23 protein-coding genes and 1 other annotated feature are annotated in these 24,670 nt (G+C 42.0%); of the genes, 4 read left to right on the forward strand and 19 right to left on the reverse strand.

Annotation, left to right across the window (positions count from 1 at the left end; translation table 11 throughout):
• Nucleotides 1-27 precede the first annotated feature (27 nt).
• The 5 genes from cydC to tadA all read right to left on the reverse strand — a co-directional run bounded on the left by cydC (nt 28) and on the right by tadA (nt 6,712).
• On the reverse strand, nt 28-1,770 hold the full coding sequence (gene cydC, locus EL241_RS13270; RefSeq protein ID WP_036105382.1) for a thiol reductant ABC exporter subunit CydC: 1,743 nt from the start codon (nt 1,768-1,770) through the stop codon (nt 28-30).
• Entirely contained in the window at nt 1,767-3,491 is a 1,725-nt protein-coding gene (cydD, locus tag EL241_RS13275) for a thiol reductant ABC exporter subunit CydD (protein ID WP_003756914.1), read from the reverse strand. The genes cydC and cydD overlap by 4 nt, the downstream gene beginning before the upstream one ends.
• On the reverse strand, nt 3,491-4,504 hold the full coding sequence (cydB, locus tag EL241_RS13280) for a cytochrome d ubiquinol oxidase subunit II (RefSeq protein ID WP_036105380.1): 1,014 nt from the start codon (nt 4,502-4,504) through the stop codon (nt 3,491-3,493). Before cydB ends, cydD begins: the two co-directional genes overlap by 1 nt.
• Nucleotides 4,491-5,897: a cytochrome ubiquinol oxidase subunit I gene (locus tag EL241_RS13285; RefSeq protein ID WP_036105378.1), complete on the reverse strand. Its 1,407-nt coding sequence runs from the start codon at nt 5,895-5,897 to the stop codon at nt 4,491-4,493. The genes cydB and EL241_RS13285 overlap by 14 nt, the downstream gene beginning before the upstream one ends.
• A gap of 332 nt (nt 5,898-6,229) precedes the next feature.
• Nucleotides 6,230-6,712, reverse strand: coding sequence for a tRNA adenosine(34) deaminase TadA (gene tadA, locus EL241_RS13290; RefSeq protein ID WP_036105375.1), 483 nt, complete (start codon nt 6,710-6,712; stop codon nt 6,230-6,232).
• Between the two features lie 181 nt (nt 6,713-6,893).
• Here tadA and EL241_RS13295 point away from each other — a divergent pair, with 181 nt between their 5' ends.
• Nucleotides 6,894-8,471: an acetate--CoA ligase gene (locus EL241_RS13295; RefSeq protein WP_036105373.1), complete on the forward strand. Its 1,578-nt coding sequence runs from the start codon at nt 6,894-6,896 to the stop codon at nt 8,469-8,471.
• Nucleotides 8,472-8,516: 45 nt separating this feature from the next.
• Here EL241_RS13295 and EL241_RS13300 read toward each other — a convergent pair whose 3' ends face one another.
• Nucleotides 8,517-8,801: a hypothetical protein gene (locus tag EL241_RS13300; RefSeq protein WP_036105369.1), complete on the reverse strand. Its 285-nt coding sequence runs from the start codon at nt 8,799-8,801 to the stop codon at nt 8,517-8,519.
• Between the two features lie 129 nt (nt 8,802-8,930).
• Here EL241_RS13300 and EL241_RS13305 point away from each other — a divergent pair, with 129 nt between their 5' ends.
• Complete coding sequence (locus EL241_RS13305; protein ID WP_036105366.1) at nt 8,931-9,809, forward strand: helix-turn-helix domain-containing protein; 879 nt, start codon at nt 8,931-8,933, stop codon at nt 9,807-9,809.
• A gap of 72 nt (nt 9,810-9,881) precedes the next feature.
• On the opposite strand, the gene EL241_RS13310 is transcribed toward EL241_RS13305, so the two are convergent.
• The 12 genes from EL241_RS13310 to serS all read right to left on the reverse strand — a co-directional run bounded on the left by EL241_RS13310 (nt 9,882) and on the right by serS (nt 20,554).
• Nucleotides 9,882-10,487, reverse strand: a complete 606-nt coding sequence (locus EL241_RS13310; RefSeq protein WP_036105363.1) for an HAD family hydrolase — start codon at nt 10,485-10,487, stop codon at nt 9,882-9,884.
• Nucleotides 10,480-10,830 carry a hypothetical protein gene (locus tag EL241_RS13315; RefSeq protein ID WP_003756899.1) on the reverse strand — a complete coding sequence of 117 codons (351 nt, stop codon included), beginning with the start codon at nt 10,828-10,830 and terminating at the stop codon, nt 10,480-10,482. Before EL241_RS13315 ends, EL241_RS13310 begins: the two co-directional genes overlap by 8 nt.
• Before the next feature lie 65 nt (nt 10,831-10,895).
• A complete protein-coding gene (locus tag EL241_RS13320) occupies nt 10,896-11,855 on the reverse strand; it encodes a LacI family DNA-binding transcriptional regulator (protein WP_003756896.1) in 960 nt (319 codons plus the stop codon).
• A gap of 127 nt (nt 11,856-11,982) precedes the next feature.
• Nucleotides 11,983-12,672: an NAD-dependent protein deacylase gene (locus EL241_RS13325; protein ID WP_036105360.1), complete on the reverse strand. Its 690-nt coding sequence runs from the start codon at nt 12,670-12,672 to the stop codon at nt 11,983-11,985.
• Nucleotides 12,673-12,686: 14 nt separating this feature from the next.
• Nucleotides 12,687-13,883: a multidrug efflux MFS transporter gene (locus EL241_RS13330; protein ID WP_036105357.1), complete on the reverse strand. Its 1,197-nt coding sequence runs from the start codon at nt 13,881-13,883 to the stop codon at nt 12,687-12,689.
• Nucleotides 13,884-14,022: 139 nt separating this feature from the next.
• The gene (locus EL241_RS13335; RefSeq protein ID WP_126320663.1) at nt 14,023-15,465 is read right to left on the reverse strand and encodes a phytoene desaturase family protein; all 1,443 of its coding nucleotides are present in this window, start codon (nt 15,463-15,465) and stop codon (nt 14,023-14,025) included.
• Entirely contained in the window at nt 15,462-16,529 is a 1,068-nt protein-coding gene (locus EL241_RS13340; protein WP_052009131.1) for a glycosyltransferase family 2 protein, read from the reverse strand. Before EL241_RS13340 ends, EL241_RS13335 begins: the two co-directional genes overlap by 4 nt.
• Before the next feature lie 14 nt (nt 16,530-16,543).
• On the reverse strand, nt 16,544-17,257 hold the full coding sequence (locus tag EL241_RS13345) for a lysophospholipid acyltransferase family protein (protein ID WP_036105356.1): 714 nt from the start codon (nt 17,255-17,257) through the stop codon (nt 16,544-16,546).
• A complete protein-coding gene (locus EL241_RS13350; RefSeq protein ID WP_170166170.1) occupies nt 17,235-17,936 on the reverse strand; it encodes a carotenoid biosynthesis protein in 702 nt (233 codons plus the stop codon). Before EL241_RS13350 ends, EL241_RS13345 begins: the two co-directional genes overlap by 23 nt.
• Nucleotides 17,937-18,110: 174 nt before the next feature.
• Nucleotides 18,111-18,455 (reverse strand): hypothetical protein, encoded by a 345-nt coding sequence (locus EL241_RS13355; protein ID WP_003756882.1) that lies wholly within the window; start codon nt 18,453-18,455, stop codon nt 18,111-18,113.
• Between the two features lie 14 nt (nt 18,456-18,469).
• Nucleotides 18,470-19,117: a fructose-6-phosphate aldolase gene (fsa, locus tag EL241_RS13360; RefSeq protein ID WP_003756879.1), complete on the reverse strand. Its 648-nt coding sequence runs from the start codon at nt 19,115-19,117 to the stop codon at nt 18,470-18,472.
• A gap of 147 nt (nt 19,118-19,264) precedes the next feature.
• Entirely contained in the window at nt 19,265-20,554 is a 1,290-nt protein-coding gene (gene serS, locus EL241_RS13365) for a serine--tRNA ligase (protein WP_036105353.1), read from the reverse strand.
• 61 nt (nt 20,555-20,615) lie between these two features.
• Nucleotides 20,616-20,839: a binding site (T-box leader), on the reverse strand.
• Nucleotides 20,840-20,954: 115 nt separating this feature from the next.
• Here serS and EL241_RS13370 point away from each other — a divergent pair.
• On the forward strand, nt 20,955-21,545 hold the full coding sequence (locus EL241_RS13370; protein ID WP_126320665.1) for an anthranilate synthase component II: 591 nt from the start codon (nt 20,955-20,957) through the stop codon (nt 21,543-21,545).
• Nucleotides 21,526-23,244 (forward strand): aminodeoxychorismate synthase component I, encoded by a 1,719-nt coding sequence (gene pabB / locus EL241_RS13375; protein WP_036105349.1) that lies wholly within the window; start codon nt 21,526-21,528, stop codon nt 23,242-23,244. Before EL241_RS13370 ends, pabB begins: the two co-directional genes overlap by 20 nt.
• A gap of 44 nt (nt 23,245-23,288) precedes the next feature.
• Here pabB and pbpD1 read toward each other — a convergent pair whose 3' ends face one another.
• Nucleotides 23,289-24,608 carry a D-alanyl-D-alanine carboxypeptidase PBPD1 gene (gene pbpD1 / locus EL241_RS13380; RefSeq protein ID WP_036105346.1) on the reverse strand — a complete coding sequence of 440 codons (1,320 nt, stop codon included), beginning with the start codon at nt 24,606-24,608 and terminating at the stop codon, nt 23,289-23,291.
• Nucleotides 24,609-24,670: the final 62 nt, after the last annotated feature.

Raw genomic sequence — 24,670 nt, forward strand, 5'->3', positions numbered from 1 at the left:
AACAAGCAGCTTTTGGTTTTTTTTATTTTAAAGTTGTATAAATGGACGATCAAGGCGATATAGATTTTTATAACGTTCAGAGCTCGCTAATAATTCTTCATGCGAACCTGCCATGATGAACTCGCCGTCCTCTAAGAAATAGATTTTATCCATTTTCTCTGTACCGACTAAATGATGGGTGACCCAGATAACAGTCTTGTCAGCCAGTGTTTCAAACATCGTGCGCAACAGTTCTTTTTCTGTGATCGCATCAAGTCCTACCGTCGGCTCGTCTAGAATCACGAGCGGGGTATCTTGCAGAAGGATACGTGCTAACGCGATCCGCTGCCGTTCCCCACCAGAAAACCGGGCACCCATCTCTGTCATGGAGGTGTGGTAGCCTTCTGGCATATTCATGATCATCTCATGCAAGCGGACTTGTTTGGCAACCTCATATACCTCTTCATCCGTTGCGGATTGATTGCCTAGCCGAATATTATTGAGCACCGAGGTATTGAATAAATGCGCTTTTTGATTGAGCATGGAAACAAGCTTAGGAATCTGTGGACGTATCGATGCAACGGATGCTCCGTTCAGCTTTACAGCACCGGTCTGTGGTTCTAACGCACCTTGGATCAGTTTCAGTAACGTTGATTTTCCTGTTCCGCTTTTCCCAATGATAGCGATTTTATCTTGCGGTTTTAAATGCAAATCCATATCTACAATAATCGGTCTGCTAGTTGCTTCATATCGGAAATTCGCATGCTCGATGCTTAGTTCGATGTGATCTTCGGCAACGGTCGTTTCCGCATGTAATTCTTCTTCAAAGCTTGGTAGTGATGTGTCTTCAATTTTATCCAAGCGTTCCAGCGAATCTTGATATAATGTGGAGTCGCTGACGGCGCTGGGAACGGGAATAAATACTTCGGCAAGCGACATGATCGCCAAAACGAATGCCGCGATCATTGTTCCAGAAAAGGCACCGCTCCGGGCTTCGCCTGTGCTCCAATAGACCATGACGATGACCATGATTCCTGCAATCAACTGACTGAAGAAATCGCGCCAGTTCACAAATCTAAATTGTTTGGTCTCGTTTTCCAATAGTCCTTTTTCCGCTTGCTCATACGTTTGGACAAAATTCTTTGTCCGTCCGCTGAACATCCAGTCGCTGATGCCGAAAACGGCATCGGTGAATTGGCGGTAAAGCTGATTGCGTCCTTGCTTTTGATAGGCATTTTTCGCCTTTGTATATGCTAAAGATATCCAAGGGAGGACGAAAATAATGATCCCAATCAATAATAAGAACAGCAATGCGATCGGAAGCGAGAAAACGCCAAGGCCGATGACAATGGTGGCATAGATCGCGATGCTGACTATGGCTGGAAACATCGTAGTCAGATAAAAGTTTTGCAAATGTTCAATGTCATCGGCAAGCAGCCCTAAAATATCCCCCGTCCGATAACGCGATTTAAGCAATAATGCTTGCGGTTCTAAATAACGGTATAGCTGCACACGCATTTTCGCCAACATTTTAAGGACGAGCGAATGGCTGGCAAGCCGCTCTACATAACGGCTGACAGAGCGCATGATCCCAAACGCTCGGACACCTACTGTTGAAACATATACTGCCATGATCGACTCAGGCATTAGGGAAGATTTTGAAATCAAGTGTCCCGATGTGAACATTAAGGCTCCACCCGCAGCAAATGTCAAGATCCCCAAGAAGATAACGAGTGATAGCAGTCCAATATTCGCTTTGATATATGGTAAAATCCAGCGCCTCTTTCTCATTCGATCTCCTCCAGTTCCGCCTGTACCAATCGGTAGTAATAACCGGCTTTTGCTAATAGTTCTTCATGACTCCCGATCTCTACGATCTGGCCATTATCCATCACGATGATCCGGTCCATTTCCATCATCCAATGTAGCCGATGTGTCGCCAAGAAAACAAGGCGATTTTCAAACAATTTTATCATCGGTGTTTTCAATTCATATTCTGTTTCAATATCTAAGTGAGCAGTCGGTTCATCTAGCAAGATGATCGAGCGCCCTGATAAAAAGGCACGCGCCATCGCGATCCGCTGTTCCTGACCACCGCTAAGCATACGGCCTGATTCCCCTACCACCGTTTCATATCGTTCTGGGAGCGACAGGATCAGTTCTTCTAATCCCGCAGCCCGAGCAGCTTCTTTCACTTGTTCATCTGATGCTTCCGGCTGATAAAAGCGGATATTTTCCTTGATGGATAAATGAAATAAATACGGGTGCTGCGGAATATAGGTGACTTGTTTCTGCCAGCCACTGTCGGAAAAAGCAAATGGGGTCTGATTTAAAGCAGTTGTCCCACTAGAGGGATTCAGAAATCCGCTGACAACATCGATAAAGGTAGATTTCCCTGCTCCTGTAGCCCCGATAACGCCGATTTTTTCATATCCTTGTACATCTAAGCTAATATCCTGTAGCGTTGGCTCAGCAGCCTCTTCGTGGATGACTGTCAGTCCATTTAAATTCAATTTCGTATCTTCATTAAAAGCAGGCAATTCCGGCGCCACCGCCTGTGCTTTCGCCTTTTGCGCTTCGCGGATGATTTGCTGGATATTTCGTCCAGCTTCTTGTCCGTCAAGGGTCGCATGATAATCCGAACCCAACTCGCGCACCGGCAGAAAGTATTCCGGCGACAGAATAAGCACGGCAAGCGCTACTACCAGACTCATCGAACCACCAATAAGTCCCAGTCCTAAGAAAAGTGCCACGATCGCGATCGACAACATGGTGAAAAAATCCAGTGCAAAACTTGACATGAAAGCAACGCGCAATGTTTTCATCGTCGCTTTGCGGTACCGCTCACTCACGCCAGCAATACTCTGCTCATGGCTGTGACTGATTCCTAGATATTTCAGTGTTTCCAGACCTTTTAGCGAATCTACAAAGTGGTTGGATAGGATTCGATAGGATTCAAACTGTGAATCTGCTTGTTTTTTCGCTGCCAACCCTAAAATAATCAAAAACAAGATCAAGATTGGAAAAGTAATAAACAAAATCAGCGCTGACGTTCTATCTTCAAATAAAACATAGATCCAGATCATCGCCGGTATGATCGCCATATTGATGAATTTTGGCAGGAACAATTCTAAATAACGTCTAAAATCAGCAACGCCCTCCATCACCATCGTAACGATTTTCCCGGTTCCTTCTTTCCTCGCAAACCGAGGCCCCAATAAAAATAAACTGTCCATAAAGGCTTCCCGCATATCCGTAGCCATCTTAGCAGCATAGCGATAAACAATCTGCTTCTTGATGACGTTCAATAAATGACGCAAGAAATAGGCCCCCGCAAAGAGACCTATTTCTATCATGATGCTTGCAAATGTATGGTTATGAAATAAATCAGTGATAGCACGAGATAAACTCCGTGCCATCACAATGATCATAGCGCCTTGAATGACAGTCAAAACAGCTAATGATGCGAGAATCCATTTTATTCCTGGATATTTGAAAACATCTCTTCCCATTAGTACGTCAATTTCTCCTTATCGGAAACCCGTTTACGGAAAACGTAGTAACTCCAGATTTGATAACCAAGCACGAACGGCAGCAACGTTACTGCAACGATCGTCATTACGCTCAGTGAATAATGTCCCGAAGCAGCGTTATAAATAGTAAGATTATATGCTTCTGTAATTGAACTGATCATCACGCGTGGGAATAAACCAACAAAGATAGCCCCCACTGTGAAAACAATTCCTAACCCACCAAATGTGAATGTCAAGATCTCACGGCCTTTCCATAGGAAAAAGCCAGAAAGCAGATAGAATACGACAACAAGTCCGATCATTAACGGAACTAATACTGGACGAGCCGTAAATAAGTCAGTATACACAAATGCCAATGCCACAAATATCAGTAATGCCACGACAGTTGCGAACCAGACTTTTTTCGCCAATTTCGTTGCTCGTATGCGAAGTTCGCCTTCAACACGTAAAGCAATAAACTGCAAACCATGTAGCAAGCAGATCAAGACGATCGTGATGCCTCCCCACACAGAGAAAATATTGACATAATCCGTAAACCCGCCATGCAAGTTCATTTCTTTATCGATCGGCATTCCTTTTGCCAGTGTGGAAAATAATACGCCCAATAGGAATGGCGGTAATAAACTACCAAAGAAAATGATCCAATCCCATGTTTTGAGCCAAGTTTTTGTATCTTTTTGACCGCGGAATTCAAAGGATACACCCCGTCCGATCAATGCTAGCAGCAAGACGACGAATGGCAGATAATACCCGCTGAACATCGTTGCATACCAATTTGGGAAAGCGGCGAAAATAGCTCCGCCGGCTGTGATCAGCCAAACTTCATTTGCGTCCCAGAATGGACCGATCGTATTGACAAGCATTTTACGTTCGTTACTTGATTTTGCCAGAAAGCGCGTAGCCATTCCGACACCAAAATCGAAGCCTTCTAGGAAGAAAAAGCCGATAAACAAAACGGCAACTAGTAAAAACCACAACTCATTCAGTGACAAGTTTTTCTCCCCCTTTATCGAATGGATCCACAGAGACATTTTCTTCTACTTCTTCATGTCCATCTGGTCCTTTTTTGATTTCTCGAATGAATAAATAAATCAAGACGATTGCTAAGATCGCATAGATCGTGGAGAAAGTAATGATCGAGAATAAAATACTTCCTGCCGATACATTAGGCGATACCGCATCTTTCGTTTGCATATATCCGAATACAACCCATGGCTGACGGCCGATCTCTGTCATGATCCAACCCATCGAGTTTGCTAAGAATGGGAACAAGATCATCGGAACCATCAAACGGAGATACCAAGTTGCGTGCACAAGGCGTTTTCTCCAAGCAAGTACGACTCCGATCATTGCAAAGAGAATCATTAGCATTCCAGCGCCGACCATGATACGGAAACTCCAGAAAGAAGTTTTTACCGGCGGGATATAATTACCTGGCCCATAAACTTTTTCATAATCTTTTTGAAGAGTGTTCATCCCTTCGACACTACCTGAGAATTTAGAATAAGATAAGAAACTTAATGCATATGGGATTTTGATCTCCCAATCATTTTTCTTCTTCTTATCATTGATGCCGCCAATGAAAGTCCAAGCTGCAGGACTTCCGGTATCTTCCCAGACTCCTTCTGTTGCTGCCATTTTCATTGGTTGTGTTTTCACTAGATATTGCGCTTGCGAGTGACCACTGAAGGCAACACCAAAACCGCCGATAACCGCCATGACCATTGCGATCTGGAACGAGCGTTTGAAGAAATTGACATCTTGTTTTTTCATCATTTTGTATGCACTGACACCTGCTACGAAGAACGCACCAGTGGCAAAAGCACCAAAGATAACGTGCGGAAATTCGACTAGCAGCTGACCGTTCGTGATCAATTGCCAGAAATCATTCATTTCGGCGCGGCCATTTTTGAATGCAAAACCGACCGGATGCTGCATGAACGAGTTCGCTGCCAAAATCCAGAAAGCAGAAAGGATCGTTCCGATCGCTACTAACCAGATACAAGCAAGGTGGAGTTTCTTACCTAATCTTTCCCAGCCGAAAATCCATAGACCGATGAATGTCGACTCCATGAAGAAGGCAAGCAATGCTTCGATCGCAAGCGGTGCACCGAAAACGTCACCGACGAAACGGGAATAGTCCGACCAGTTCATTCCGAATTGGAATTCCTGAATGATCCCCGTTACTACCCCAACAGCAAAGTTGATCAAGAATAAGTGTCCCCAGAATTTCGACATTTTTTTGTAAATTTCTTTTTTCTTTACGACGTACAATGTTTCCATAAGCGCAACCATAAATACAAGTCCGATTGAGAGCGGTACGAATAGAAAGTGAAAAATCGTGGTTGATGCAAATTGGAAACGTGCCAAAAATAGTTTATCCACTTTTTGTTGTCCTCCTTTTGTTTACAAATGCGCAATTACACAACAGGTTGTTCTTAAATTCACAAATATGATCATAAACAAACCAAATTATAAGTAATCCCATTTAATAATCATTACTAAGTATATTATTTATTTTAACTTATTTACGCCAGAATGTGTTTAGTTCTTTCGATGTCATTTTATAATACAGGAGTTTGTGAATTATAATTTAATCACAATCCCGCATAACTAGAAGAATGTAACAATGATATCCTTTTCACAAGAATTTAAAAATGGTTCTAATTACCTATAACACAGTACCTCAAAAAGTGCTTTTTTAGGTAAAAATAACCTTATTCTGTTTTAGCTTGTTTAGCCGCTTTTTTCTTCGCACGAAGCGCTCGAAAAAACGAAGTCAGCAATTCTGCACACTCCGTTTGCAGCAAACCTGCTTCCACTTCACAAGTATGATTGAAACGATCATCTTGCAAAAGATTCATCAAAGTCCCCGCCGTTCCCGCTTTTGGGTCCGGAGCCCCATAATATACTTTTTTTAATCGCGAAAGTAAGATCGCGCCGCTGCACATCGGACAAGGCTCCAGCGTCACATAGATTTCCGCTTCGCTAAGCCGCCAACTTTCTCGGTTTTGGCAAGCTGCTTGAATGGCCAATATTTCTGCATGCGTGATCGCGTTTTGGGTCGTTTCCCGCAGATTATGTCCGCGCCCGATTATCTCATTATCCAAAACAACTACTGCACCGATCGGAACTTCGCCCAGCGCTTGCGCTTTCCTTGCTTCTTTTATCGCTTCTTCCATGAAGATCGCCTTTTCCATCGCCAGACCAAACCTCCGCTTTCTTTTTATCCCCTTCATTTTACCACATAAAACTTACAGAGGTAGCTTTTTTGGTTGCATTTTATCGTTCTTTGTAATACCATATATTAGAACCAGGTACTAATATATGAAATAGTTAAAAAATTTATTATCTTTTGTCAATATAAAGGAGGTTCTTTCAATGAACAGTGCGAATTTATTAGCACCAGAAAAATATAATATCACCGATGAGATCGCAAAATTCACTTCCAATAAAACAGCTTTGATCTGGAAAAACGATCAAGATGAAACAAAAAAATGGAGTTATCATCAATTAGTGGTAGAATCCGCTAAATTTGCAAATGTAATCACCAAAGCAGGCATCCAAAAGGGTGACCATGTTATTGTGATGACGCCACGGTTATTGGAAACCTACGCGATCTACATGGGACTTTGGAAAGCCGGTGCGATCGTGATCCCTGCTTCAGAACTATTGAAAGCACACGACTTGGAATACCGCATCCACCATGCAGAAGTAAAAGCAGTTATTACCTATGACGGTCTAACAAGTGAATTTGAGAAAATCGCAGACGATCATTCTGTTCATACTAAAATACTGATCGATGGTCATTTAGAGGGTTGGCAGAATTACGGAGAACTAATGGATCAAGCACCCGAAACTTTTGAAACGGTCGATACGCACCGCGAAGACCCTTGTCTGCTTGCATTTACCAGTGGAACGACCGGGAATCCCAAGGGTGTGGTCCACGCGCATGGTTGGGGTTACGCCCATATTCGTATTGCTGCGGATCACTGGCTTGATATCCATGAAGATGATATCGTTTGGGCAACTGCTGCTCCCGGATGGCAAAAATGGGTGTGGTCACCGTTCTTATCTGTGCTCGGCAAAGGCGCGACTGGTTTCATTTTTAATGGTCGTTTCAGCCCTGAACGCCAACTACGACTATTAGGCGAAGAAAAAATCAACGTGCTTTGCTGTACCCCTACAGAATACCGCTTAATGGCGAAAGTATCTGATCTTGATAGCTATGATCTCGGCAGCATCCGTAGCAGCGTATCCGCCGGCGAACCGCTAAACCGCGAAGTTATCCAAGTATTCCAAGAGCATTTCGGGATAAAAGTCCGTGACGGCTATGGTCAAACGGAAAGTACTCTTTTGATCGGCACACTTGTCGATACCCCGATCCGCCCTGGCTCCATGGGTAAACCGATCATGCCAGAATATATGGCGATCATTGATGAAAACGGACAGCCCGTCGGCGTTGATGAAATCGGTGATATTGCTGTTAAAAAAGATTTTGAAGCATTGTTCCAAACTTATTACAAAGAACCCGAGCGCCTTGAAAAAGCCATTCGCGGTGATTATTTCGTGACAGGTGATAGAGCCGTTCGTGATGCCGACAACTATTATTGGTTCCAAGGCCGAAATGACGATATTATCATCAGCTCCGGCTATACGATCGGACCATTTGAAGTAGAAGATGCCTTGACACATCATCAAGCAGTCAAAGAAGTTGCCGTTGTAGCCAGCCCAGATGAAATCCGTGGAACGGTTGTAAAAGCATTTATCGTTTTAAAAGACGGCTTCACAGCAAGCGACGAATTAGTCCGCGAGCTTCAGACGTTTACGAAAGACCGCACTGCTCCTTATAAATATCCGCGCCGTATCGAGTTCGTCGCAGCATTGCCAAAAACTGATTCCGGTAAGATCCGCCGCGTAGAATTACGAAATCAGGAATTTGAACGCAAAAATAAGTGAATAAAAAAGCCGACGCTTGCAACCTTAAGCGTCGGCTTTTTCTATTTATACTGCTGTCGGATCAATAGAAGCTTCCCATTCTCCAATCAGTTGTTTGATACGTCCTTCGACTAATTTTTTATACCCGATCACTTGATCAGTTTGGACGGCGAGCCCTTCGGAAAAACGGTCTAACCGTGCAGAAGCGACACAGTTTATACAAACTTCATCCAAGTAGATACTAGCAGGAGAAGCACTTTTGCTCGCATTCACTCTACCCACGATATATCCGATCGCAGTGACCAAAATGACAGGATCTTTGTCCTTTAATTCTTCGATTTGTGGTTCCATAGTTCCTTCCTCCTCGTTTCATCTTGTTACTGTTTACCCATTTTTTGTGATTACAATCACTTTAATGATGAAAGTTGACTTCCGAGAAAGCATTTGTCAGAATAGAAGGAGAAAGGAAGCGCTATCTTAATGAATATCAAAAACCTTCAAACCAAATATAAAAATATGAGACTATCCGAAAAGCCCCTGCCCACTGATAACGGGGAGCTTGCCTTATATTCCCATCCCTTTTACATATATATCCCAAAAGCCGCTATTTCAGACGACGAAGCAGTCTTACTAAAGCTGCTTTTCGAGCCTGCGCCCGTAACTTTTTCGGACAAAGCCGCTAACAACTGGTATACACGTTTATTCTCCCCAACCAGACAGCAAAACGACGAGATTCCAAACGGTTCGTATCGCTTCACTCAGATCCAATTGCAAGCTGATACGCTCTCTGCTTCCCTGAAAAAAGAATGGAAAGCAGCCTTATACAGTTTTTTCAGCTCTCATGCTGTTTTTTTACCTATCTCTCCTGATTATCACATCGTTATCGAAAAAATGGAAGACTCCTTGCTTGGCGAAGAAGAACTCGAAGCCGTTGCTTCCACCCTAGAAAATGATTTTTATGCCAAAACATATTTTTTCAGCGGTTTATTTTACCAATCCGGGCCGGAGATCCAACGTTTATTTGCGGAAGAACAAAAACTGTTCTTAGAATATCCATTTACCCATGCCGTACAGACGGTTAGTTCTGCCAGTCTGCGTGTGATCTCGAAAAATTTGGCAGATACAAGTATTTTCCAAGAAATCGCACGATTCTTAAAGAAAGAACCTGATAATATCAAATTGATAGAACGGCTTTTTCATAATCAGGGAAATATCAGCTTGTCCGCGAAGGATTTGTTTCTCCACCGGAATACGATCCAATACCGGATCGATAAATTTTACGAACAAACCAACTTATCACTACGGAAGATGGATGATCTGCTTTTCGTTTACTTATGCTCATTGGATCAAGTGGAGTAGATTTCGCTCTTTTTTGTGTAGCTGCTTATTCGCTCAGAAAAGGAGCTTTACTTTTTCAAGTAAAGCTCCTTTTTAACGATATTCCAGCAAATCAGTCGGTTTTTTCAATATGATCTCTGCTTCTTTAAACGGCGTATGATCTCTGGCCCCCCAAGAAGCCAGCGCGAAATCGGCACCAGCCGCATGGGCACATTGCATATCGTAAATCGAATCACCGATATATACGGCCTCTTCAGGCGACACCTGGAGAAGTTCCATACACTTTAAAAGCGGATCCGGATTTGGCTTATGTAATTCCGTATCGCTTGCACAAACGATTCCATCAAAATATTTCGCAAGTCCAAATGGATAAAAGCCATGCTCCATCTCAAACTGATTTTTAGAACTTACCACGCCACAAAGCGGCAATTCCCGCAATGTTTCCTCGATCATTGGGAAAACCGTGATCTCTTCCATAAAAGCAAGTTCTTTTTCGATCCATTCATCTAAAGCGCGTTCCCGATCTTCAATCGGAAATTTCGCTAAGGCCTTATCCCCTGGGATCCCCAGTGCAAAACGCAAGTCATCCTGTTCCGCTTCAATACCTTTTTCCGCTAACAGTGCTTGTAGTGAGTGCAGGACTGCGCCTTCATTATCTAGCATAGTCCCGTCGATATCAAAAATAAACGCTTTATACATGATGTCGCTCCTTATTCTCTCGATTATAATGCAGACCGCTATTCGCTCGTTTGATACTTGCGAGGCCTGTTTTCAACTCTTCCATAAACTGATTGATCTCTCTATTCGATGATCCATCCAATTCAAATTCCAGATTATCGCAGCTGAAACTTAATAAGTCTCCGCCTTTATTTGTGTGTAGTTCTGCAGCATCCAATATTTTCAACGGGAAAATCTTTCGTTTTTTTCCACCAAAACTATAATTCTGTTCAAATACTAGACACTCTTGATTGATCGAAAATTCGCCAAACTGATACTCTACGCCTAAACTTGAATGTATCTTACAAGTACCTTCCAATCGCATTTTCCCCGCCTCCTTTTGTTTACCTACTCTAGTTATAATTGATGAAACGGGTTTCAGGTCAAGCGTTATTTTGTTGTTTTTCTGATAATTAGCTGATGGCTGATTTTATGTTTCTTCTTGCTTTTGGTATAAAAGAGCTGAAATGCGGTTTCCCCCATTTTCTTCAGATGATGATCTAAGGTTGTGATCTCTAGCACTTTTCCGATCGGTAAATTTTCCTCCCCAAGGATCGCTAAATCACCCGGAATCTGGAAACCGTTATTTTTGGCATAATACATGATTCCCGCCGCAACTTCATCTCCATTAGCAAAGATCGCATCTGGCGTATCCCCTGCTTCCGCAAGAAAATATTCCCCCGCTTTGATTCCGTCTGTAAAATCATAGCTCTCGGATAAAAAACGATGTTCCGGTATTTCCCCAAACACTTCTTGATATGCTTTTCGTTTTTCCTGTGTGCTAGGACTTTTCAACGAATCACGCCCCACTGAAAAAGCGATTTTTTGATAACCTGCCTTTTTCAGAAATTCAAACCCATCCTTATACGCATGAAATCTTTCTATGTATGCACAGGCGATATTCTCATGTTCCGTATATTCACAAGCAATGATTGGACCATAATCCGCAAACGGTTCGATCACATCCCAGTCATTTGCCTTGGATGTAATAATGAGAGCATCTACTTGTTTTGTTTTGAGTTGCATCAAATAACGCAGTTCCGCCTCACTATCATAATTAGTCGGAAAAAGCGTCACCGAATACTTGTGCTTAAAAGCTGCTTCGATAACACCGTTAGCAATTTTATCGAACCATGGATGGTCGTTATACGGTAGTATGATCCCGATCGTATTCGTTTTTCCTTTGGCTAGATTTGTTGCCAAGCGATTAGGGACATAATCCAACTCCTCTATTACCGCTAGTACCTGTTTCCGCTTTTCAGCAGAGACATAGGGATGTTCATTTAAAACTCTAGAAACGGTGGTCACTGACACGCCCGCAATCTTAGCTATTTCGCGAATATTAGTCACTTTTCCCCGTCCTTTCTATCTTACATAAAAAGATGCGGCAGCACCGCATCTTCTTTTTTGTTATCAATATGTTTCACGTGAAACTATTCTATTATTAGTTTAGCATTTTCAGAAAACACAAGCAACTTCATAAGTCTGCAAAAATTTCTGCCGCATCAGCCTGGATCATCTGAAAATCGAATGGTAGTTGCAGATTATCTTTATTTATTGCTACCACTTTTGCTTTCGCATTTCGAAATTCCGTCAAGTTGCAAAAAGGGCTAACTTGAAAAGAGGTACCGACAATCAATATCAGATCCGCAAAATTTATTTTCTGAATCGACGCCCGAATCACACTTTCATCGATCCCTTCCCCATACAAAACAATATTAGGACGTAAAAGCCCACCACAATCTTGGTGGATATAATCTGCTTGATACGTTTCAAAGGGAACATGGAGCTGGCATCTTTCACAATAAACATCTTGCAGATTACCGTGAAAGTGAAGAATCGATTTACTTCCTGCTTGATCATGTAGCCCATCGATATTTTGTGTGATCACCGTCACTTCTTTTTCCTGCTCGAGCGCTGCGATTTTCTGATGAATAATATTCGGAACAGCATCCGGATAATACATTTTACTTATTACAAAATGATGAAGTTTGGCTGGTTCACGTTCTAGGCAATCCCGGCTAAGTAGATACTCCGGACTTGCTTTGTCTGCATACAAGCCGTTTTCCGAGCGGTAGTCCGGTATCCCGGAAGGCACCGATACACCAGCACCTGTTAAAATAACGATGGAGCGGCTCGCAGCGATTCTCGCTTTTAAATCAATCATTTTATTCACCTTCTTTAATTGATAGTCCCATGGATTTTTCGATTAAATCTCAACGTGATCAGAACGTTGATAAGTACAAACACTGCAACCATTAGGAAGACGTGATTGTAGCCAAAATGCGCTGCGACAAAGGAACCGAGCAACGGCCCTACCACATTTCCGATATATTGAAAGGATTGGTTGTAACCGAAAATACGACCGGCTACCTCACGTGGTGTGTTTTTAGTAAGTAGCGACTGCACTGCCGGCAGTAAAGCCCCATCTGTCATACCCAACAAGAACCGCAATACACCCAATTGGAATGGATGCGTCACGAACGCCATTGGGATTTGAAGCAGCATGGAGAATATCAAAGCGCCTAACAGAATACGCTCTGTCCCGATCTTATCGCCCCATTTTCCTAGTCGCGGTGCTGCTATCAATGCAGCAACCCCTGGGACAGAAGCAATCATACCGCTTATAAAAGCAACATTTTGGGTATTTCCTGCTAACTCGCGAACATAAAGCGTTAAAATCGGATTCACTGAGTTAGAAGAAACTTGGATAACCATTGTAGTAATGAATAAACTAATAATCAAGCCAGGATATTTAAGCGTAGCAAATACTTTCTTCCCAGAAAGCATATCCGCTTTTCCCACTGGTGTGAATTTTTCTTGCACGAAAAATACAGTTAAGAAAAATGTCCCTAATAATAGCGTTCCCGTTATAAAGAATACTGGCCGGACGCCGAATAGATCCGCTAAGAATCCACCGATCAGTGGCCCGATCAATACTCCGGAAACTGCTGCGGTCGAAAGTGTCCCGAGTGCCCAACCACTACGGTGACGTGGTACTTGCGTTGCGACTAGCGCATTGGCAGTGGAAATATACCCGGAAAAAATACCCATCAATAGACGTAAAATAACAAATTGATAGACATTTGTCACGAATCCCATGGCAATCATAGCGATCGCCATTCCGAGTGCCGCCCTCAGGAGCATTACTCGTCTTCCTTTTTGATCAGCGAGCCGGCCCCATATCGGAGACATAACAGCAGACACTAAAAAAGTTGAGCTTAGTGCTATCCCAGACCAAATACTTACTGCCTGCTGGTTATGCACACCCAACTGTTCAATGTATAAAGGCAGGAAGGGCATAATCAAGTTAAGACCTGTTCCTGTTAAAAAACAACCTAGCCATACAATAAATAAATTCTTTTTCCAACTTTCCAAATTAATCACCTGTTCTTTTTGATCTTTACCTATTATTTCACAATTTTTCATAGAAATAAACTATTTTTTATAGATAAGCGCTTTCGTGGTTGTTTCGCTCTCCGACCAACCCTCTCAGCCTCTATGTATTAGACAGGTATTAATTTTTTTCGATATTTATAATTTGTTCAGCAATTTTACGCCCTCCCAGCACGACCATTGGTGTCCCACCACCTGGGTGGATCGACCCTCCCACTGCCCACATATTATCTCCTTTCAGCTTCCCATTTGCGCGAAAAAAGCTTTGTTTCATAGAATTAGATGAGGGCCCGTAAATCGATCCTCGATAAGCAAATGTCTGATTTTGCAAATCTAAAGGAGTAACGATCTTTTGATGACGAATATGAGCTTGCAGATCACTCATTCCGTGTGATTCTAGCAAACCAATAATCTTCTGCGCATACGCTGCTTTGATGCCCTCCCAATCGGTTGCTTCCGTGAGAGCTGGAGCATTCACTAATACAAAAAGATTACTCATCCCTGCCGGCGCTAAGTGAGGATCGCTAGTGGAGCTGTTGCAAATATATATTGCAGGCTCGCATACTGGTAAACGCTTTTCGAAAAGCTCTTGAAATTCCCGTTCATAGTTTTGAGGATAAAAAATATTATGATGCTTCAACTGTTCGTATTTTTTGTCTACACTGAGCATCATCTGAAAACCTGACAAAGACGGTTCCACTTTAGGAACTGTCTGTTCTTCAAAACTTAGGATGTCTTGATTGACCACAACGATATCCGCTTCAAAATCTCCTGCTGTAGTTTTTAGAAGTTTTCTCTGCTGCTCCCTGTTCAGCACTTCCTTCACTTCTGTTTGGTAGTGAAAGGTCACATTTCTTTCCGCCAATACTTTTTGGAAGGCCTCTACCAATTTATACGTGCCCCCTTTTATACCGAAAACACCTTTTTGCGTTTCAAGCGCAGCCATTAGATTGAATACTGCAGGAGTTTGTGTCGGCTGGCCACCTACATAGGTTGCATATCTCGAAAATAAAGAAATCGTATTCGGATGATGGAAATAGCGACGAATAACAGCTGCCATTTTATTAAAAGGCTGCACCTTAAAAAAATGATAAATCAGCTTTAAATCAAGCATCTCTTTTTTCGAGGTGAATGTCTTATCAAAAAACGACTGCTCGGAGTATTTTACTAGTGTTTTTATCCTCTCGATAAAAGCTGGATAGTTTTGAGCATCGTGGACGCTATAAGCCGCTATCTGTCGCTGCATCGAATGTATATCAGCAGTCAGATCTAAATTCGTACCATCAGGAAAAAAATGTCGCTGCAGCGGATCGATCTTATAAAAGGTCACGTGATCATGAATATTATTTCCCGCGCAATAAAATGCATCTTCAAAGCTTTCTATGTATGTCAGTGTGCTCGGTCCCGAATCAAAATAGAAGTCTCCCCAACGAAAGGCTTTCAGTTTCCCGCCGAAAATAGGTTCTTTTTCCAAGATAGTGATTTGGTAATTTGGTTCGGCGCTCAACCTAAGTGCCGCGGAAAGTCCTCCTAACCCACCGCCGATAATACATACTTTTTTCATTTATATGACCTACCTTTCCATTTCATTTCAGTTTGAAAAGCGGATTTATATGCTACAAAAAGTGCTAATCCAACACTTAAAGGCAAAGCTAGTCCTTTTTTCACGCTTTTATGTACAAGAATGCCAATTGCCAAGGAAACGATTACGGTACTGAACGGCAATAAAATATCCCCAGAAACCATACCAGCAACCAGCAGTATCCATGGTAGGATATATAACCCCAGATACCAGATCGTCATCGGAACAAGGACTGAGAATCGAAAACCCATTCCGGCAAAAAGGTTTTTTTGAAAACCTGCCATTACTTCGCTTGGGCTATTGTACATTTGACAAGCAGCAAGCGCTTCAATATCCACAAAAGCCACCGGAAAGCCCGCTGTTTTTACTTGTTTGACTAATGCTACATCATCTAGCATGCTACCTTTTATCGCTTCGTGACCGCCCGCTTCCATGTATACCTTTCGCGAGGTAAGAATGAATTGACCACACGCTACCGCAAATAATGGGTTAGCTGATTGGGAGATATATCGTAATGGTAGGTGAGAGAAAATAATGAATTTCATCATAGGAACTAATAGAAAAGAGAGCAGATCCTTTGTTTTTTGTTGAGGAAAGCCTGAAAAAAAGACGAATTTTGTCTTTCTTTGGCCTACAGCAGCTTTGATTTTCCTCAACCCCGCCTCCTTTAAAACTACATCCGCATCCAGAAACAACAGCCACTCATTTTGAGCGGCAGCGGCAAGATTATGGCAGGCAAAGTTTTTACCGGTCCACCCTGTCGGCAACGTCTGCCCATGTAATATCCGGCAAGTATATTTGCTGGCAATTTCAGAAGTAGCATCTGTGGACTGATCATCATAAATCAGCACTTCATCTTGAGGCCCCAGCTGCGTTTCTAACGATTCTAACAGCTTGGAAATATTGCGTGCTTCATTCCTAGCAGGTATCAAAATCGATATCCCTAGCTCTTCAAATGGCTGATTTTCGTAAAAGTCCATGATATTCCGTTTATTCCAGTAGATAAAAGCAAATTGTGCGAGTAGCAAAAAAAGCAATATCCCCATATCTCCACCTCTTTTTATTTCAAAAATGAATCACTAATGCTTTTTGACTCCCTTTTTAAAAGTGTTTCTGCCTTTTCCAATGTATTTTTCTCGTTATAAAGAATATTGTCTCGCAACTCGTCCAATTGTGATTGTAGCCGTTCTTGCAGCATTTTTTCTTTCTCAAGCATTCTACCGTTCACCACAACGGGCGTGCTAAATTCCAAGACCGCATTCAGTTTTTGCTTTTCGCCTAAATAATAGTACATACTCACGAATTTGATTGCCACTTCATCAAACCGCTCCATAATTTTCGCTACGCCACGTTTTACATGCAAAGGCCGACTGTCTTGATGACGAATCTCACCTTGTGGGAATATCCAGACTTTTTGCCCGTTTTTCAGCTTTTCCTCGACATACCGCAAAGTCTCTACTAGTGATTTCGGTTTATCCGGAGCGATGGAGAAAGCTCCCAGTCGCTGGAAGAAGCGTAATTTTTCTAACTGCGCTTCCTCCATCATCATCATATTTTCCAGAGGCACTGCATTGCGCTGATAAGCTTGGAAACATAATAGACCATCCCACCAGGAAGAATGATTCACTAAATACAAAACAGGTAAGCCATCTTCTACTTGCGCTTCGGTGTCTCCTAGTATGTAAATTTGATTAAAATAGCGAGGAAGTAGATATTTGCTTTGGTAAAATCGGAAAATCGCCGTAAAAAAGTTATTGTTTTTTGCTTCGAGCATAATAGAGACTCCCTCCAATTACTAAAATAACTATCCCGATGAGAAAGACCAGAAATTCCCCATGCTTTGCCGCGATACTGCTGAATAAAAGGATCTGCATACCATAAAGGACAAAAATCATGCGTTTGGTCGTTGATTTTGAATGATGTTTGTTGAGTAATAAAGCAAATAAAAAAGCAATGACAAACCAAGATAGAAAATTTTGCAGAGGAATCCCATAATAAAATCCATTGGCGTTCCACTCCCAATATCCTTCAAAAATAGCCACTGGATCTAAGATCAAATCAAACAGCACGATATAACAAGCTGTTTCTAACGCTTGCCAAAACCGACCTGCTGATATTGCTAGCCCCCAACAATTGATAAAAACTGCGATCCATGCAAACACGATCGTGAACGGCACACCGTAAACGGGGCTTCCTAATACGGATGTGTAACCATAAGTACCAAACGGTATCGAAAAATGCACACTTGCCACCTCTAAAACATAGCAAGCGACCCCAAATCCTAAGAAAGAAAATAGCTGTTTCATATTTCTCATTACCCCGCTGATCTCCAACATGCAAAGCGCATAAAGTAGCAGAAAAAAGGGTTTGGAAAATCCTAAACTTTCGGGTACCGTCCAAAAAACCTGTAAAATATAGCCGATCAGCCACCAAATAACAAATAGCCAAGTCAAATAATATCTTTTATGTAAGTCGATCTTTTTTCTCCTCCTTTGGGGGCTTCTAACCTTATGTTCTTCCCTTTTTAGCCATAAATTACGCAGTTTTTCGGTCATTTATATTTTTTTCTATAAAAAAATCTCTAAAAACCAGAAAATATCATCTGGTTTTTAGAGATTACACGTTTACTATTCCAGTTTATCCAAAGGTAACCAGCCAGCAGTTCCCTCTTCTGTGACGCACCATGCCCAGCCGTTAAGCTCTCGATTGCTTTCGACCTTATCGCCGGCCTCCACATTCAGCTCGCGTGCCGAGTAATCGGCATTCACCGTACCCGTGTGACCGTCGCCATCGCGTTCGATCAACTGGTCAGGAACCCATCCTTCTTTATCGCTAGCTTTTACTTTGCAAAAAAACCAGCCCGGATACTCCGAATCTTCTCGCCCTATCCGGATAGCCTCGTTTTTATTCACAAATAAAGGATCTGGGAAATTACTCGTATGTTTCGTTTTTACAGTCCAATATTTATTCATAAATGCCTCCTGCTTTACTTACCTGTTGCAGCATCCCAGTCAGCCAAGAATTTATCGATTCCTGAATCTGTTAGTGGGTGTTTCAGCATTTGTTCAAACACTTTATAAGGAACAGTCGCAATGTCTGCGCCTGCTTTCGCACATTCAATTACATGGATCGGATGACGAACACTTGCAGAGATGATTTCTGTTTTGATATCGTGTACAGCGAAAATTTCTGCGATATCACGAATCAATTCTAGACCATCTTGACCAATGTCATCTAATCTTCCTAAGAAAGGAGAAACATAAGACGCACCAGCACGAGCTGCTAACAACGCTTGCGCAGCAGAGAATACTAGTGTTACGTTTGTTTTGATTCCTTCAGCAGTTAAAATTTTAACAGCTGCCATTCCTTCACCAGTCATTGGAATCTTTACAACGATATTCGGATGGATCTTTGCAATTTCGCGGCCTTCTTCTACCATTTTGTCCGCTTCTAAACTAACAACTTCTCCACTTACAGGACCATCTACGATCGAAGTGATTTCTTGGATTACCTCGTTAAAATCACGACCTTCTTTAGCAACTAAAGACGGATTAGTAGTTACACCCGCGATAAATCCCATTCGATTTGCTTTCTTGATTTCTTCTACATTTGCAGTATCAATAAAAAACTTCATGATATGTCCTCCTTTTGATCTACGCTTTCATTACAGTGCTATTATAACGCAACCCTTGCAAATTAGCATGTCAAACGCTTATGAAATTCCGAACAATCTTTATTTCCCAGGAAATAAAAAAACTCGGCAGGAAATCCCGCCAAGTCCTTATTTTTCTAATGGAGCTTCGATTTTGGTAATACCACCCATATAGCTTTGCAAAGCTGTTGGGATTCTGATCGAACCATCTTCTTCTTGATAATTTTCTAAAATCGCAGCAACGGTTCTTCCAATTGCTAATCCAGAGCCATTCACTGTATGCACATATTCAGGTTTCCCTTTTGCTTCTCTACGGAAGCGAATACCTGCCCGACGTGCTTGAAATGCTTCAAAATTACTGCAAGAAGAGATTTCTCGATAGCTGTCATAACTAGGGATCCAAACTTCAATATCATATTTCTTCGCTGCCGTAAACCCTAAATCAGCTGTACACATGCTAAGTACACGATATGGTAATTCCAAGCGTCTTAACACTTCTTCTGCATTGTCTGTTAATTTTTCTAAGGCCTCATACGAGTCTTCCGGTTTCACAAATTGAACTAATTCTACTTTGTTGAATTGGTGCTGACGAATCAAGCCTCTAGTATCTCTCCCCGCCGAACCTGCTTCCGAGCGGAAACAAGCACTAAATGCCGTATATTTCCTAGGCAAGTCTTTCGCTTGGAAAATTTCATCGCGGTGTAGATTCGTCACCGGAACTTCTGCTGTTGGGATCAAGAAGTAATCTTCTTTTTCCACCAAAAAGGCATCTTCTTCAAACTTCGGTAATTGACCCGTACCTGTCATGCTGACCCGATTTACCATGTAGGGTGGCAAGATTTCATCATAGCCATGCTCGTCCGCATGCAGATCCATCATGAAGTTAAGCAAAGCACGTTCTAACCGAGCACCTAACTTTTTGTAAAAAACAAAACGGCTTCCCGTTACTTTAGCAGCACGTTCGAAATCTAAAATATCTAGATCAGTCCCCAGATCCCAATGTGCTTTTGGCTCAAATGTAAAATCTCTTACTTCTCCCCACTTGCGAATCTCTACATTGTCATCTTCCGTTTCCCCAATCGGTGTCGACTCATGCGGGATATTTGGAATCGACAATAGAATACGTTGCAATTTTTCATCGATGTTTTTCAATTCTAAGTCCAAAGTTTTGATACGATCCCCAACAATACGCATTTCTTCGATTTTGGCATCTGCATCTTGCTTTTCACGTTTTAAAGCTGCAATTTCTTGGGACACTTCATTTCTTTGCCCCTTCAGCGATTCCGTTTCTACTAAGAGTGTCCGGCGACGCTTGTCTAACTCACCAAACTTCTCAAAATCCGCTAGATTTTCTCCACGATGAGCTAGCTTTTCTTTCACTTCGTCAAAATTATTTCGTAATACTTTAATATCTAACATTCAGCTCTCCTCCTCCTCAAAAATAAAAAACTCCCGCACCTTCTCCAAAAATTATAATTGGAGAAGGGACGGAAGTAGACCGCGTTGCCACCCTAATTGAGATGCTTAAAACACATCTCCAGCTTCATTATAAGATTTAACGGACCTCGACCGAACTAGTTTACTGCTAAATTTCGACTAGTTTGCTCCAAGATGGATTCCCTATTATACTAACATCGGTTTTCACCAACCACCGACTCTCTACGGATAGCCATAAAAGGTACTATTTCTTATCTACGCTTTTCGTTATTTTATTACGTTTATTTTATCGTATTTGCTATTGTTTGACAAGTTATTATTGTATAAACGCTCTTAATTTGCTATAAAAGAAGGAAGTATACTTATTAAGGAGGCGGTCCACTTGTTGCTCTTAATCGATCATCATGATTCATTTACTTATAATCTTTATCAATATTTTCTTGAGTTGGATGCGCCTGTGAAAGTCATTCGCGTGGATGAGCTGGCTGGATTGGAAGACACGCCTTCCGCTTTGATACTATCACCAGGACCAGGTCATCCTGCTGAAGCTGAAGCGACATTGAGGCTATTAAAAACCTACCATCAGAAAATACCTATTCTAGGAATCTGTTTAGGTCATCAGATCATAGCGCATTTTTTTGGTGCTACTGTGAAAAAAAGCCCTTATCCTGTTCATGGAAAATCCTATCCTATTACCCACACTGGAGAAAATATATTCCATAAGATTCCTTCCCCTTATACGGTTACCCGCTACCATTCTTTGGCTGTTTCACGTGAAACATTAGGCAGTTCGTTGAAAGTGACAGCTGAAACTGCCGACGGTATCATCATGGGGATCTCGCATAGGGAACTTCCAATCTTTGGCGTCCAATTTCATCCAGAAGCTATTTTGAGTGAATATGGACACGCATTATTGCAAAATTTTTTAACACTTGTAAAGGATGTGCCAAATCGTGAATCGTCTACAATTTGATTTTGAAGATAAGCAGTTGGCTTTTGAGACCCCCTTAACCGTTTACGAAACAAGTGATCTCGAAAAAGTCACTTCTGTCATGCAAGCAGTGGAAGCCAAAATCGCTGCCGGCTACTATGCCGCTGGATTTGTAAGTTATGAAGCTGCACCTGCTTTTGATTCTCATCTTGCGGTTAAAAGCCCTTCCGGCTCACTACCACTTATTTGGTTCGGAATTTATGAAAAACCTATAACACCATCCATGAAGAATAGCAAAACGTCGTCCGATATACCATTTCATTGGCAGAGTGATACGGATCTCACTGCGTATCAAAATGCGTTGCAAAGCATCAAAGAAGAAATCGCACGTGGCAATACCTATCAGACCAATTATACGGTTCGCTTAAATAGCCCCGCAGAAAGCGCTGCTGACTACACTTCGTTTTACGAAAAGCTTTTACAAAATGGGAAGGCAACCTATAGTGCTTCACTTTGCACCGATTCTTTTCAAATTCTTTCTGCTTCTCCAGAATTATTTTTCAAATGGGAAAAGGATCGAATCACTACTCGGCCGATGAAAGGCACGATCCATCGCGGTGCTTCTGCTCAGGAAGATAGAGAACTACGAGATTGGCTGGGAAATGATGCGAAAAATCGGGCGGAGAATACCATGATCGTCGATTTACTGAGAAATGACCTTGGCAAAATCGCTGTGCCCGGAAGCGTCCAAGTGGAAGCTCTATGCCAGCTTGAGCCTTATCCGACCACTTGGCAAATGACTTCTACGATCACAGCACAAACCGCTCCTCAGACATCACTCGTAGACGTTTTTCAAGCACTATTCCCCTGTGGCTCAATTACAGGCGCCCCAAAACAAAGTACGATGTCATTGATTGAACAACTGGAAACTAGCCCCCGCGGCATTTACTGCGGTGCAATCGGTTATGTTACACCCGCTAAACAGGCCGTTTTTAGCGTTCCAATTCGTACAGTTGCTATCCATGATTCCATAGCAAGTTACGGAGTCGGTGGCGGGATTGTTTGGGATTCGGTAATAGAGGAAGAATATGCGGAAATGCAGACGAAGACGAAGGTATTATTAAACAGCAGCCCCTCCTTCCACTTGATTGAAAGTTTGCGTCTTGAAAATGGCGGTCTCTCACGTTTAGAAGCACATTTGGATCGCTTGGAGAATAGTGCTCGGTTCTTTGCTTTTCCATTTGATAGAGCAAAAACCAGCGAACAGTGGCGGTCGGCTAGTCAGCAATATCCACGAGGAACCTTTAAATTCCGAAGCTGTTTATTACCAGATGGCAAGTTGTCCTTAGAGGTCCTTCCGCTTGTTGAATATCAAGAGCCGACCCGCGCCGTTTTAGCTAAAAATCCTATTTCCACTAACTCTATTTGGCTGAAGCATAAAACCTCTCATCGTTCGATATACGAGAAACACCGCCAGGAAAACACGCAAGAAACGATTTTGTTTAATAAAAATGGTCAATTGACCGAGTTTATAACGGGAAATATCGTCTTGCAAATCGATGATCAGCTTTATACTCCTATGCTGGATGCCGGAGTCCTGTCTGGCGTTATGAGGCAGACTTTGCTTACTGAGCGCAAGATCACTGAGCGGACTTTGCTGTTGGAAGATCTTAAAAAAGCGAAAAAAATATGGCTTATCAACAGCGTACGTGGTTGGGTGCCTATCTATTTTCAGCCATAAAAAAGAGGCGTTTGAAAACTTGATTTCAAACGCCTCTTTTCTACTTAATTAAACCAACCTTTTACGCCATCCACAAAATAGCTGCCAAAACCTTTTAACATTAACACAAAGCCGTTAGATTTATCCACAGCATTTGTTGCTACTACTTGGATTTTATTTGTTTTTGAACCATCAATATAGCCTAGTCCATCATCATTTTTCAGTGCGATCTCCATCGTACCGAGTTTTTGCTCTTTTTTCACTGGTGCTGTTATTTCTTTGCTCACTAGTTTTACATTTTCAGAAAGTTTCGGATCAGCTTGGTCCTTAGGAACAACCAGATTCACATTTTTGTTCGTCTCTAATTTCACGCTATCTTCTTTACCGTCTTTCACACTAATGCTAGCTGGTTTTTTGACTGCTTGTCCTGCTTTAGCCACTTGCTTCACTTTGAAATTATCAAATGCGTAATCCAACATCTTGTTTGTTTCCTTAAACCTTGTACCATCATGTTGATCGGAGCTGTTTCCCCCATTCGCATGCAGGATAACTGTGATAACGCGCATGCCATCTTGCTTAGCTGTTGCTGTCAGGCACATCCCGGCGTAATCCGTTGTCCCTGTTTTAAGACCGTCTACACCTTTACGTCCATAAATCAACCCTGGCAGTAGCCAGTTCCAGTTGCTCATATTGATTTGGTCACTTGTTCCTTTTCGGAATGCTAGTTTTGTGGTACTTGCTGTCTTTAAAACATCTGGGTACGTATCGATCAGCGATTTTGCTAACTTTGCCATACCACGTGCGGTCATTTTATTTTCGCTATTTTTACCACCAATTTGTTGTTTCCCTTTTAAATCACTATTGTTCAAACCAGTGACGTTAACGAATTTATGTTTCCCTAATTTTAAGCTGTTCGCTTTTTCGTTCATCAAGCCAACAAATGCTTTTTCAGAGCCGGCGATTTTTTCTGCCAATGCAATTGCTGCCCCATTAGCTGAATAGATTGCCATTGCTTGATATAATTCTTTGACAGTATAGAATTCACCGTTTCGAAGTGGTACGTTGGAAAGTGATGTATCTTGTGAAACTTCATGGGCGTAATCTGAAATTTTTACTTTATCCGTCCATTTCAATTTACCTTGGTCGATTTTTTCTAACAAAATATATTCATCCAGCATTTTTGTCATGGATGCGATTCCTAATAGCTGATCAGGATTCTTTTCATATAAAACTTTACCTGTGCTTTCCTCGATCGTCAATGCTGCTTTCGCATTGACGTTTGGTGTTGTCGCCGCTTGAGCGTCATTAGGCACAAGTGAAAATGTGCTGATAGCCAGCAATGCTGCCATCATAGCAGCGCCTGCTCGTTTCACTAATTTATTCAATGTCATTCTCCTTCGTTAATCAAAATCTCTATATAAATAGTATCTATTCCCCTTGCTAGATA

This window comes from Listeria grayi (assembly GCF_900638015.1).
GTDB lineage: Bacteria > Bacillota > Bacilli > Lactobacillales > Listeriaceae > Listeria > Listeria grayi.